The organism is Alishewanella jeotgali KCTC 22429 (assembly GCF_000245735.1).
Classification (GTDB): Bacteria; Pseudomonadota; Gammaproteobacteria; order Enterobacterales; family Alteromonadaceae; genus Alishewanella; species Alishewanella jeotgali.
The window spans coordinates 18,240-31,615 of sequence record NZ_AHTH01000043.1 but is presented as its reverse complement, the minus strand read 5'-3'; the positions used below and the strand labels follow the sequence as shown (position 1 = coordinate 31,615).

The window sequence follows — 13,376 nt, the reverse complement described above, 5'->3', positions numbered from 1 at the left end:
TTTAGCTGGATCACCAGTCGCTCCCGACATCCGAAGCAACAACAAAGCGTCCAGGACGCATATATAAAACTTCCAACTGGAAACGATCCTTAACATTCCCGGCACAGTGCGCTTGGAAAATGTGGATGTGTGGTTTCAGGATGAAGCGAGAATTGGTCAACAAAATACGACTACCCGTTTATGGGCTAAAACCGGCTCGCGTCCCCGCGCAGTGAAACAACAACAATTTGAATATGCGCATCTATTTGGTGCCGTGTGTCCGGCAACGGGCGCGACAGAAGCACTGATTGTCCCGTTCCTGAGCAAAGAGATGATGAAAAAGCACTTAGCGCAGCTCTCTGCTGCAACAGCAAAAGGCCGATTTGCTGTTGTGATCATGGATGGCGCGGGTTGGCATACGGATGATATTGCTGACGATTTTGATAATCTGGCTATTTTAAAACTGCCACCGTATTCGCCAGAGCTCAATCCGATAGAACAGGTGTGGAGTTGGCTGCGGCAACATCATTTAGCGAATCGTTGTTTTGAAAACTATGAGGCGATTGTGGATGCGTGTAGCGAAGCCTGGAACAGCTTTATCAGCGATACCGCTCGGGTGATCAAGATGTGCTCAAGAGATTGGGCGATACTGAACAAACTTTAAGATGGAATGGTATAACTTATCACCACGAAGCAGACCGGCATTCGCTGCCGGTGAATTGGGTTCGGTGTAAGCGATTGTTAGCTGGCGAGGTGGAGTGTTACGACCAAAGGACCAGCGGATACCATAACCGGCCGATACACCGGATTGCGTTTGCTGTTGGTACTGAGCGGTATTTTCCGTGAAATGAAAGTTATCTTTTGGCGTGCCGGAGTCGGTCAGCTGCTCAGTTTTTAGCAGGTTAAAATATTGCGCTACCGAGAACGCCGCCGGGTCACGATCTGCGACCTCGCGGTACCAGAGGTAGGTATTATTGGTCCAGGAGCGTAACCACATTTTCTCATGCATGGCAGTCCCTGCACGGTCCGGATAGGGGCGGTTACTATTAAAAGGATCAGTACCAGTGCGTGGTGTCTGGCAAAAATCCTTTAAGGTACTTTCTGCCGGGAACTGTCCTGCAACCCAGGCCGGCGCTGTTGGTATGGTACCACCGCCACCGCTGCCACCGCCTACGCTGCTTGAGCCAGAACTACCTGAGCCCCCGCAGGCTGTCAACGACAGCGTAACCAACGACAGCGCCAGTAATGACAACGCTGAACGTCCAGAAAACTGCTGTTTACCCATGCTAAACCTCCTTCCACAACTATAGCGCATCCATTAATTTACGCAAAATTAACACAAACTGCGCTAAGCTGCAAGTTAAGCACACTCCGGTGCCCCTGAGTATAGTACGGGTAAATAGGGCGTTGACGTTTGCTGCTTGTTTTTGCAGCTGTTTGGCTGGTGTTTATACAAGGCAGAGCTTGTGATGTGTAGTTATTCTACATGAACAAGCGATAACGCAGTAGAAACGCCAGCCAAACGCTGCCCGAAGGGTTCGCACTGGCGACACTTTGCTCTTTGGCACTCGTCACTAATTTAGAGTAACTAAACTGCGCTCCTCGTTTCGCGATCAAAGTGCCGCCAGTGTGAACAAAATCTAAGCAGCAAACGTCAACACGCCCTAGGGTGTCAGATGAGCTACAGCCGCTGCCGGACCGCTTCAAACAAACAGATCCCTGCCGCAACAGAGACATTCAGACTGGATACAGTGCCAAACATCGGTATCTTTACCAGTGCATCACAGGTTTCCCGGGTCAGACGCCGCAAGCCCTCACCTTCGGCGCCTAATACCAGAGCTAAAGGCCCTGTTAAATCGGCTTGATAAACCAAGGTCTCAGTTTCACCGGCAGTGCCTACCACCCAAATACCGGCTTCCTGTAATTGCCGCAACGTACGCGCCAGATTCGTTACCGTGATAAAGGGTACCGACTCGGCGGCACCGCAGGCCACTTTGCGTGCTACTGAAGTTAATTTTACCGAACGATCTTTCGGTGCGACCACCGCATGCACACCCGCCGCATCCGCGCTACGCAAAATGGCACCCAGATTATGCGGATCCGTTACACCATCCAGAACTAACAGCAAAGGCTTACTGTGCGCTTCCACAATAGCGGCTAAATCGGTTTCGTTACCACTACTACTTAACCGAGCCTTAGCAACAATACCCTGATGCTGGCCGCTGACCATCTCATCCAGGGTTTTACGATTACAAAATTGCAACGAAATGCCGTGTTGCCGCGCTTGTTGCAACAGTGGCTGCATCCGTTTGTCGTCGCGGTCTTTTAACGCGAAAATTTCCAGCACATCCTGTGGCGCGCGTTTTAATAAGGCTTCGACCGCGTGCAGGCCAAATACCAGATCATTACTCATAGCTTACCTGTAGTGAATTACAGAGCGCCGTACTAGCGGCGACTCTTGGATTTCTTTGCTTTCGGCGCAGCAGGCTTTTTGCCTGCCGGAGCTTTGGCAGCTTTGGTTGTTTTGCCTGCTTTAGTTACTTTGCCAGCCTTAGCAGGCGCAGTTTTGCCAGCTTGTCGCGCCAGTTTTTCTTCAAAAGCGGCATTTTTACTGGCTTTAATCTGCCGACCAGAAACCTGGGTGCGGATTTCGCCAACCAGCACCAAATCAATTTTCCGCGCCTCCAGATTTACCGCCACCACTTTCACGGTCACCGCATCGCCCATCCGGTAACTGACACCTGAGTGCTCACCGGTCAGAATTTGCCGTTCGGTATCAAAGCGGTAATAGTCGTTCTGCAGCGAGGTGACATGTACCAAACCTTCAATATACAAGTCACTCAGTCTGACAAAGAGCCCGAAATTGGTGACGGTTGACACCACCCCAGGAAACTCTGAGCCCAGGTGATCCTGCATATATTCACATTTTAGCCAGTCGGCGACTTCACGGGTCGCATCATCGGCCCGCCGCTCTGTCATCGAGCACTGCTCACCGAGTGGCGCCATATCTTTTTCAATATAGGCTTTCGGACCGGTAACCTGCTGACCTTGTTTCGCCAGAATAGCTTTAATGGCCCGGTGCAGCACCAGATCCGGATAGCGGCGAATTGGCGAGGTAAAGTGGGCATAGGCTTCCAGCGCCAAACCAAAGTGTCCCTGATTATCACCCTGATATACCGCTTGTTTCATCGAGCGCAACATCGTGGTTTCAATCAGTTCGCGGTCGGGACGATCGGATAAACGCGCCAGCACCTCAGTCAGCTCCAACGGTGTCGGTTCATCTGACAGATTGGCTTCAATACCCAGCTCAGCTAAAAAGCGTTTAAAGTTAGCAAAGCGATCGCCATCCGGCCGCTCGTGTACGCGGAATAAGGCATGAGCTTCATGCTTCTCAATAAAGCGTGCCGCCGCCACGTTGGCCATAATCATACATTCTTCAATGATCTTATGCGCTTCGTTGCGGTGCACCGGCACAATCTGCTCAATCTTGCGGTGGCTGTTAAAGATAAAACGGGTTTCCACGGTTTCAAATTCAATGGCACCGCGCTGTGCCCGTACTTTCGCCAGTTTTTTATACAGGCTGTACAGGGTTTCCAGGTTGGTTAGCTGGGCGGCATATTCCTGCCGTAGCTTAGGATCACCCTGTAAAATGGCATGCACCTTGTTATAGGTAAAGCGCGCCGCTGAATGCATCACCGCTTCGTAAAACTGATAGCTCTCCAGCTTGCCGTGCGCACTGATATGCATTTCAGCGACAAAGCATAAGCGGTCAACGTGCGGATTTAATGAGCACAGACCATTCGACAAGGCTTCGGGCAACATAGGAACCACATGGTCCGGAAAGTACACCGAATTCCCGCGCTCCAGCGCACTGTGATCCAAGGGCGTGCCAAATTGCACATAAGCACTGACGTCGGCTATCGCCACCCACAGCTTCCAGCCACCGTTTTCCTTCGCTTCAGCATAGACCGCATCGTCAAAATCACGGGCATCCTCACCGTCGATGGTCACCAGCGGCAGCTGCGTTAAATCAACCCGCCCCTGCTTAGCCGCAGCAGGTACCTCTTCGCCAAATTTCGCGACCTGCTGAATCACCGCATCGGAAAAGACGTGCGGGATCTGATGATTTCGGATCGCCACTTCGATTTCCATCCCGGGCGCCATATGCTCGCCCAGTACTTCGACGACCCGCCCCATGGCGTTAACCCGCTTCGATGGCCGTTGGGTAATTTCTACTAATACCACCTGACCGTGGCGGGCAGCACCCTGCTCGCCCTCAGGCACAATAATATCCTGGCAGATCCGCGCATCATCGGGCACCACAACGCACAGCGCATGGTCTTTATAATAGCGGCCGACAATGGCTTCGCTGCGCGGCTCCAATACCCGCACCACCCGCGCTTCGATCTTATCTTTACTTTTTACGCTGGCGGCGGTCGCCAGTACCTTATCGCCTGGCAGCAAACGCTGCATTTCATGAAAGGGCAGATACCAGTCTGGCCCGCCTTGTTCTAATTTTAAAAAGCCAAAGCCTTCACGATGACCGATCACCGTGCCTTTGACTAAATCCATATGGTCTACTAACCCATAGCGCTTACTTTTGGTAAACAGCAGCTGACCATCGCGCTCCATAGCACGCAAGCGCTTTTTCAGCGCAAAAATGGCTTCATCGTCATTCAGACCAAGTTCGCTTACTAGTTCTTCAAAGTAGGCCGGCTGTTGCCGTTTTTCGATGTGCTCGAGAATAAACTCGCGGCTGGGGATAGGGTTGTCGTATTTTTCTTGCTCACGCGCAAGATGCGGATCATTTACCGTCATTAATTAAACTTTTGTTTCCTTTTGGTACTATTCAGTGTAACACCCCGCAGAGAAAATGAGATGAATTTCATTTTACAGGGCGTTCGGCATTCGCCACTACCCGTGCTGGCATCTTGTCTGCCAGCTGTTTTTTTAGGCGGTTAATTTTAGCATGAGTTGCCTGATCAGCGGTAATGCTATGATGCAACCAACGATAAGTTTGTTCAAAATCAGCCGGACTGCCCTGCCCGGCGACCAGAATTTCCGCCAGCCGGATCCGTGCCTTTAAATTACCCAGCGCCGCGGCCTCACGCAGATAGACAATGGCTTTAGCCATATCTTTTTGCACCAAACGACCAAGATGATAGTAACGACCGATTTGCTCTAAGCCCTCAGGTAACCCCTGTGATGCCGCCTGCAACATAAAGTCCCAGCCACGCTCGACATCGCGCGGTACACAGACACCATAGGCCAGCATATCGCCAAACAAAAACTGATAGGACGGCAGCTTCATAATTTCAGCCCGGGCCTCAATATCCTGCACTAATTGGCAATCGTCGGCTTTGACCCGCTGTAAATGGCTGTTCTCACGGATCAGTTTAATCAGCTCGTCCTGAGTGTACAGCTCGACTGGTCGTAACTCCTGCGCCAGAGCTGGCGCAATGAGTAAAAATAGAATCCCGGATATCAGTAGGCGTTTTGTATGCATAGCGTCAGAAAACCATCAATTAGACAATCCCGGTAGGTTACAAGCAAAAATCACACCAATCTACTGTTCATTATACAGCTGCCAACTTGGTAGATTGCGCGCTGAAGCGGCCTGTTGTCGCAGTATTCCTGCGACTGTCGCAGAGGCGGAGGCAGAGGTCACACTTGGGCAGCGCCCCAGACGGATATAATCCAAGGCCGCGGCATATAAAGGGTCACTTTGCTCTCCCCAATCACCAGTCACTCTGGGGGAAACAGAACAGCTGGGTAGCAAACCATCAAAATAATCTCCAAAGTTCAGTGCATTTAGCGTCTGAAAATTAATCGCGAATAACCTGAAATTATCAATCTGCGTTGGAATTTGCCCGACAGGTTTACCACAGGTAGCCTGACCAATTTGTACTACCTCAACAAAAGGACTCATAGAGTTAATAACCAGTTCACTGGAAGAGCAACTACCAGGTGTTGTCAACACAAAAACCCGAGGTAAATTCAGCACAGTGCTTCCGGCACCAGGAGAAAAAAGCACGGTATTATTGCGACTGCTGTTTTTATCGTTGTATTGGTAGCGCACAAAGATCTTTCCCTGTAACCGAGGAAAAGCAATATGAGAACTCAGTTGATTCGCCACACGGATTAAACCGCCACTATTATATCTGAGATCAAGAATCAGGTCGTCGATTTGCTGCTCACTAAAAAATTGGAAGCTTTGTTCAAGCTCTAACTCTGATAGCTCGATAAAGCTATTAAATACCAGATATCCAACCTTGCGATCAGCTATTTGCTGCACCGTCCGGTGTAAAACGGTGTTAGTTATAACGCGACTTTTTAGCATATCTGCACGTAACTGAGCGCCGTCCGGTTGCTTCCAGACAAAATTTCGTACCACCCCAGCCTGATTCGGGCCATAGATGTCAGTAGAACTATAACGCCCGCTATCCAGCCCACTTAGCCATTCGCTTACACTGATACCTTCAATTTCAGTGATCTTGTCACCACGCTTAAGACCGCGCTCAGCAGCGGAACTCTGCTGATACACGTAGAGCACTTGTAAAGCAGACGAATTATCAGTGCGTTGCGAGGCGAAACCAAAACCATAGTAAGCGGCGTTAATAAATCTGTCCTGATACTCTTGCTCCGTCAAAATAAAACTAAAGTTATCGCGGGGAGAAAGGCTGGCATGGAAGTAATCGGTTGCACTTGTAATACTCTCTGGAGCAACATTGGTCATTTCCCGATACCAAAGATAATTTCTACTCAGTTCACAGCCAATTCGAGCGTTTAAACTGGTTTGCTGGCAGAGCACGGCATTGCCTTCAGCTATCGCAGGTTTGTCTGAGCCACCACAGGCCGTCAGTAGCGGCAAGCAAAGTAGCAATATACTGAATACTCTCATCACCAATCTCCGACCAATCGTTGCTTAGACCAGCTGGTTAGCAAGCATTATGTCAATCCCAAAAGTATTGTCTAAATATGCACTTTTTTGATTATAGGATCGAAATTTATGCGGATCTCGCCTAAAAAAAACGCTGCTCAATGGCAGCGTTTTCTTACAAATCCGATGCTTATTCCGCAAACGGATGGGTCAGCACTATGGTTTGTACCCGATCTGGTCCGGTAGAAACGATATCAATAGGTACACCGGTCACTTCTTCCAACCGCTTAATATAGTTGCGCGCAGCCTGTGGCAGCTGCTCCAGCTGTTGGATGCCGAAAGTACTTTCACTCCAGCCTGGCATTTCTTCATATACCGGCTGCACCAGTTCAAAGCCTTCTGCTGCCAGCGGCGGAGTTTGCAGTACTGAGCCATCAGGTTGACGGTAACCGGTACAGATTTTTACTGTTTCCAGACCATCCAGTACATCCAGCTTAGTTAGACAGAAACCAGAGATACTGTTCAGCTGCACCGCACGGCGCACCGCCACAGCGTCAAACCAACCACAGCGGCGTTTACGGCCAGTGGTGGCGCCAAATTCATGGCCCTTCACGCCCAGGTGTTCACCGACAGCACAATCCAGCTCGGTTGGGAACGGACCTGAACCAACACGGGTAGTGTAGGCTTTAACGATACCCAGGACATAATCCAGATAACGCGGGCCAAAACCACAACCGGTCGCCACACCACCTGCAGTAGTGTTTGAAGAGGTCACATAGGGGTAAGTGCCGTGGTCGATATCCAGCAAGGTACCCTGAGCACCTTCAAACATAATACGCTGGCCGTTCTTGCGTGCCTGATCCAACAGCTCAGTGACGTCAACCACCAGAGATTTCAGTAAATCAGCCATCGCCAGCGCATTATCCAGCGTGCTCTGATAATCAATGGCATCAACTTTGTAGTACTGAGTCAGCGTAAAGTTGTGTAAGTCCATTACGGTTTTCAGCTTTTCAGCAAACAGCTCCGGATTAAACAGATCGCCAACGCGTAAACCACGACGCGCAACCTTATCTTCATAAGCCGGGCCGATACCGCGACCCGTGGTGCCGATTGGCTTATCGCCACGGGCTTTTTCACGGGCAACATCCAGTGCAACATGGAAAGGCAGAATTAACGGACAGGCTTCGCTCACCAGTAACCGCTCTTTCACCGGTACGCCACGCTGTTCCAGCATGGTCATTTCTTTCAGGAAGGCTTCTGGTGACAGTACTACGCCGTTACCAATCACACATTTTACATTGTCACGTAAAATGCCTGACGGGATCAGGTGCAATACCGTTTTCTCACCATTGATTACCAACGTATGCCCGGCATTATGGCCGCCCTGATAGCGCACCACATAGCTGGCTTTATCGGTTAATAAGTCAACAATCTTACCTTTACCTTCGTCACCCCATTGGGTGCCGAGCACAACGACGTTCTTAGCCATGGTTCCCACATCACGGAAAAAATTAGGCGTGGATTTTAACAAAAGCCCGGCCAAGTTTCAGCCGTCCAGACGAAAAAAAGGCCGTGAATTTTCACGGCCTGGTCAGTTCATTGATTTATAAGGATTTAAGACACGACAAATCAAACTGGTCAGCGTTCTGATAAAGGGCAAAACCAAAGCGTAGCCGATCGCCGCGATAATCGGTCTCAATACCATGCTGTTTCAGATAGGCAGCCAGCTCGGCAACCTGACTGGCACTGCCCAGCCTGAAGGTAAAAAAGTGGCCATGACAGCTGGCATCATGCAGCAATAACTGCTGTTGATTAAGCTGCGGATGCGCCAGTTCGTCCAGCAAGGTCAGGAAGTGCTGCTGCAACTGCTGCACATACTGATGGATGCGCCCGACCGTAATACCCTGCTGCTTAAACAACAACAAGGCCGCTTCCAAGCGGTATAGCGCACTAAAATCCAAAGTTGCACCGGCAAAACGGTAACCATCCTCACTGTATAACACCAGGGCCGATTTTTGTGCGGCCAAAGTGCCAAACTCGGCAAACCAGCCGGTGTAAAGCGGACGCTGCTCACTGCCGGCCGGCACCGCCATAAAGCAGCAGCCTTCGCCGCCTTGCGCATACTTATAACTGCCTGCCAGATAGAAAATCCGCTCCGCAATCTCAGACAAATCGGTAGGCAGGGCCATAAAACCATGATAACCGTCGATCACCAGCATCGCCTGACTGACCGCAGCCAAACCTTTGACGAAGGCTGGCAGATCGGCGATGGCATAACCAGAGTTAAAAAATACCTGGCTACAGAAAATCAGTTGGTACTCAGCCTGGGCGGCAGCTGCGGTAAAACGTTCGGTAAAGCTGGCAAAAGGTTCAGTCGGGATCTGTACCACTTCAACGTTGGCTAATTCTGCCAGACGTTTGATCTGCCGTTGAAAACTGTAAAACTCGCTGTCCGTCGTCAAGACTTTTAATGGTTGCTGCCAGTCAAAACAGCTTAGCAACCGCATCACCAGTTCATGGGTATTGGGGGCGAATACCAACTGCTCCGGCAAGGGCAGATTCAGGATATCCGCAATCAGCTGCTGAGTTTGCGGCACTTTCTGGCCGAAAATATATTGCCACTTATCATCGACCAGCCGGGCACTGTCATCCCAGTATGCCAACTGAGCCTCGCGGGTAACGTCCGGCCAATAATGATGCGAGTGACAGGCAAAGTGCTGCTTACCGGCATTAGCGGTTAAGAATTTCTGATAAAACTGCTGGTACATAGCGCCTCCCCGCCAGCGATTTTATACGGAAGAAAAAGGCCCTGACGGGCCTTTTTCAATGCAAGCTAAACTGAGTTAATTGCGACCTTTTTCCGAACGCATAAATTTGAAGAAGTCATTATCCGGCTGCACAATCAGCACATCGTTCTTCGAATTAAAGCTGTTACGGTAAGCTTCCAGACTGCGGACAAAGCTGTAAAACTCCGCATTCTTGTTAAACATTTCCGCATAAACCCGGGCCGCGGTAGCATCGCCTTCACCGCGCACGGTACGAGAGTTCCGCTCAGCGTCCGCCAGCATAACGGTAACACGGGCATCAACATCGGCACGGATAATTTCCGCTTGCTCTCGACCACGGGCACGATGCTCATCGGCTACCGCCTTACGCTCGGCGCGCATCCGGGCAAAGATAGAGTCGCTGATTTCGGTTGGCAGGTTGATTTGTTTCACCCGCACGTCAATCACTTCAATCCCCAGCTCATTGGCCGCCAGCGCCGCTTGCGACAGTGCACTTTGCATCAACTGGGTACGCTCACCGGAAACAATTTCCTGAATAGTACGGGCACCGAACTCAGTCCGCAGACCGTTGTTGATATACTGCTTTAACAGCACTTCAGCTTGCGACTTAATGCCGCCGGTTGACAGAAAGAAGGCACCAAAGTCTTTGATCCGCCATTTGACATAGCTGTCAACTAACAGGTCCTTTTTCTCTGCGGTCACAAAGCGGTCAGCCTGGTCATCCAGAGTTTGTACCCGGGCGTCCAGCTTACGGACTTCCTGGATCAGCGGTAACTTAAAATGTAAACCTGGTTCATAAACTAACACCCGGTTTTCTGCATCACGCTGAATTTTACCAAACTGAGTAACAATGGCGCGCTGGCCTTCCGGCACCACAAAGATGGCAGATACCACGACTAATGCCACAACCACCAAAATTGCAATAATAAAGTTTTTCATCTGTTATTACCTCCCACTGCCGGTACGGGGTGTTGAGCTACGCACCGGTGCCGGTTGCATTGGCGTATTGCCACTGTCCAGATTCGGTCTGACCGGGGTTACCCCCTGAGTGTTCTGGCCAGCTGCCGTACCTTTCATCAATTGCTCTAAAGGTAAGTACATCAGGTTGTTGCTATTTTTCACATCAACCAGAATTTTTGAAGTATTGCTGTAGACATATTCCATCGTCTCCAGATACATCCGGTCACGGGTTACCTGAGGTGCAGCCAGATACTGCGGTAATAACTGCTCGAAGCGGGCAACTTCACCCTGTGCTTTCAGCACGATTTGTTGCTTGTAGGCTTCAGCTTCCTGCATCACGCGGTTAACCTGACCACGGGCACGCGGTTCCACTTCACGGGCATAGGCGGTCGCTTCCTGGACAAAGCGCTCCTGATCTTCCTGGGCTTTGATTGCATCGTCAAAGGCGTCACGGACTTCTTCCGGCGGACGGGCGTCACGGAAGTTAACGTCAACCAGCACCAAGCCCATATTATAAGGCTGAATAATGCTTTCCAGTTCCTGACGGGTATTTTGCCGTACCACTTCACGACCGCGGGTTAACACATCATCCATAATCGAATGACCGATAACAAAGCGCAATGCGGCGTCAGTAGCTTCACGCAAGCTACGGTCAGCATCGACCACTGAGAACAAGTATTGGCGGGCATTGAAAATCCGGTACTGAATTTCGAAAGTCACCCGGACCAGGTTCTGATCCTGCGTCAACATAAAGCCATCGGTCCGCAGTGAGCGAACTTCCTGGGTATTGACCGGTGTAACAGTGTCGATAAAGGTTGGCTTCCAGTGGATACCTGCACCAACTTCAGTATGGTATTGTCCGAAGCGCAGAATCACGCCGCGTTCCGCATCTTTAATGGTATAAAAGCCGCTTAAACCCCAGATTAATAACGCCACCACCAGCACTACGGTAAAGAGTGCTGACGCGCCGCCACCAGAGTTGTCGCCTTTGCCACCAAAGATACCACCAAATTTCTTACCGAAATTGCGGAATACTTCATCTAAATCGGGCGGGCCTTGATCCCGACCCCCTTGCTTCCAGGGATCGTTATTCTTGCCGTTATTGCCCGGCTCATTCCAAGCCATGCTTAACTCCACTTATAAAGTTACTGTCAAAGGTTAATGTATCAAAAAACTGGCGGCCTGACGATATAGTTTTCCAGCGGCTGCCCGTACTGCTTTAGCAATCTGGCCCATTGTGCTGCCGCCAGTTTCAGCTGTAGCTGATAACTGCCGTCTTCTAAATACTGTTCGTGTTGTACTGCCTGCAGTGCGAACAGCTGCGCCCGCAGTTGGCTATAATGCGGCGGTAAACACAACTGCAGATGCAAATACTGCTGCGATAAGCGTTCAATTAACGCCTGTTGCAATAAATCCAGACCGGCACCAGTTAACGCCGACAACCAAACAGCCGCCGGCAGCCCCTGTTCGTTGTACTCTATACGGGGCTGTTGTGCTAACTGGTCAATTTTGTTGAACACGAGCAACTGCGGTACCTCAGCAGCGTCAATTTCGGTTAACACCAGCTGTACCTGCCGCATATTCTCGTCCCGCCTCGGATCCGCGGCATCGATCACATGCAGCTGGAGATCAGCATCGCGGGTTTCCTGTAACGTCGATTTAAAGGCCGCCACCAGATCATGCGGTAAATGCCGGATAAAGCCGACAGTATCCGCGAGTATGGCTTCGCCAAACTGCGGCAAGCTGATTTGGCGTAGCGTAGGATCAAGGGTCGCAAACAGCTGATCTGCGGCATAGACCTCAGCCCGGGTCAGACGGTTAAATAAACTGGATTTGCCGGCATTGGTATAACCGACGATAGAAATGACCGGTTGTTCGGAGCGTTGTCTGGCGCGGCGGCCTTGCTCGCGCTGGCGGCCAAGCTTTTCCAGCCGGGCCTTTAACGCCTTAACCCTTTCCCGCAGCAAGCGCCGGTCGGTTTCCAGCCGGGTTTCACCCGGACCACGTAAACCAATACCGCCTTTCTGCCGCTCGTTGTCAAAGCCACGGATCAGTCGCGAAGCCAGATGTTGCAGCTGTGCCAGCTCGACCTGCAATTTCCCTTCATAGGTGCGGGCGCGCTGGGCAAAAATATCCAGGATCAGGCTGGTGCGATCTATGACCCGCACCTGACACAGCCGCTCTAAGTTGCGGGTTTGACTGGGGCTCAGCTCGTTATTGAAGATCACGACCGAAGCAGCAGTATCAGTGACCAGTGCCGCCAGTTCAGCGGCCTTACCGGTACCGATAAATAATTTCGCGTCCGGCGCCTGACGACTACAGCTTAATTCGCCCAGCACAGCAACACCCGCAGAAGCTACTAACATGCGTAGCTCCTGCAGATCTTCGGTAGACTGTTCCTGCGGGAAATTAACGTGTACCAGTACGGCTTGCTCAGCCGGCTCAGCCAGTTCAAACAAGCGCTGTTACCCCGCTAATTATTCGAGATCCTCGCTTTCATCGGCAGCACCGCTCTGGCTGGTCATGGTATTAACCGCCCGGGCAGGTACAACAGTAGAAATGGCGTGCTTGTATACCATCTGACTGACGGTATTTTTCAGCAGAATGACGAATTGGTCGAAAGATTCAACCTGACCCTGCAATTTAATCCCATTCACCAAGTAAATTGAAACAGGAATGCGCTCCCGTCTTAAGGTGTTCAAAAATGGGTCTTGTAATGATTGGCCTTTTGCCATGTCACGCTTTCCTTTTTTATTTAGTATGCCTGATAT

Annotated in this window: 11 protein-coding genes and 1 pseudogene; 1 reads left to right on the top strand and 11 read right to left on the bottom strand. The window is 50.7% G+C overall.

Annotated features, from left to right (window positions below; genetic code table 11):
* Window positions 1-643, top strand: a pseudogene (locus tag AJE_RS12865) (IS630 family transposase); the annotation flags it as partial.
* On the opposite strand, the gene AJE_RS12860 reads toward AJE_RS12865, so the two are convergent.
* The 11 genes from AJE_RS12860 to hfq form a co-directional block, all read right to left on the bottom strand.
* On the bottom strand, window positions 611-1,264 hold the full coding sequence (locus AJE_RS12860; RefSeq protein WP_008951228.1) for a peptidase S41: 654 nt from the start codon (window positions 1,262-1,264) through the stop codon (window positions 611-613). The pseudogene AJE_RS12865 and the gene AJE_RS12860 overlap by 33 nt on opposite strands.
* Before the next feature lie 396 nt (window positions 1,265-1,660).
* Window positions 1,661-2,392, bottom strand: coding sequence for a 23S rRNA (guanosine(2251)-2'-O)-methyltransferase RlmB (gene rlmB, locus AJE_RS12855; protein WP_008951227.1), 732 nt, complete (start codon window positions 2,390-2,392; stop codon window positions 1,661-1,663).
* A 32-nt stretch (window positions 2,393-2,424) separates the two neighbouring features.
* Window positions 2,425-4,797 carry a ribonuclease R gene (gene rnr, locus AJE_RS12850; RefSeq protein WP_008951226.1) on the bottom strand — a complete coding sequence of 791 codons (2,373 nt, stop codon included), beginning with the start codon at window positions 4,795-4,797 and terminating at the stop codon, window positions 2,425-2,427.
* A 67-nt stretch (window positions 4,798-4,864) separates the two neighbouring features.
* Entirely contained in the window at window positions 4,865-5,485 is a 621-nt protein-coding gene (locus AJE_RS12845; RefSeq protein ID WP_008951225.1) for a tetratricopeptide repeat protein, read from the bottom strand.
* Between the two features lie 60 nt (window positions 5,486-5,545).
* Window positions 5,546-6,880, bottom strand: coding sequence for a S41 family peptidase (locus tag AJE_RS12840; RefSeq protein WP_008951224.1), 1,335 nt, complete (start codon window positions 6,878-6,880; stop codon window positions 5,546-5,548).
* Window positions 6,881-7,049: 169 nt separating this feature from the next.
* Window positions 7,050-8,348 (bottom strand): adenylosuccinate synthase, encoded by a 1,299-nt coding sequence (locus AJE_RS12835; protein ID WP_008951223.1) that lies wholly within the window; start codon window positions 8,346-8,348, stop codon window positions 7,050-7,052.
* 115 nt (window positions 8,349-8,463) lie between these two features.
* Complete coding sequence (locus AJE_RS12830; RefSeq protein ID WP_008607097.1) at window positions 8,464-9,627, bottom strand: aminotransferase class V-fold PLP-dependent enzyme; 1,164 nt, start codon at window positions 9,625-9,627, stop codon at window positions 8,464-8,466.
* A gap of 75 nt (window positions 9,628-9,702) precedes the next feature.
* Window positions 9,703-10,584: a protease modulator HflC gene (gene hflC / locus AJE_RS12825; RefSeq protein WP_008951222.1), complete on the bottom strand. Its 882-nt coding sequence runs from the start codon at window positions 10,582-10,584 to the stop codon at window positions 9,703-9,705.
* Window positions 10,585-10,590: 6 nt separating this feature from the next.
* Window positions 10,591-11,730 (bottom strand): FtsH protease activity modulator HflK, encoded by a 1,140-nt coding sequence (gene hflK, locus AJE_RS12820; protein ID WP_008951221.1) that lies wholly within the window; start codon window positions 11,728-11,730, stop codon window positions 10,591-10,593.
* A 41-nt stretch (window positions 11,731-11,771) separates the two neighbouring features.
* Window positions 11,772-13,064 (bottom strand): ribosome rescue GTPase HflX, encoded by a 1,293-nt coding sequence (gene hflX / locus AJE_RS12815; RefSeq protein ID WP_008951220.1) that lies wholly within the window; start codon window positions 13,062-13,064, stop codon window positions 11,772-11,774.
* Window positions 13,065-13,082: 18 nt separating this feature from the next.
* On the bottom strand, window positions 13,083-13,340 hold the full coding sequence (gene hfq / locus AJE_RS12810) for an RNA chaperone Hfq (protein ID WP_008607089.1): 258 nt from the start codon (window positions 13,338-13,340) through the stop codon (window positions 13,083-13,085).
* Between the last annotated feature and the right edge of the window lie 36 nt (window positions 13,341-13,376).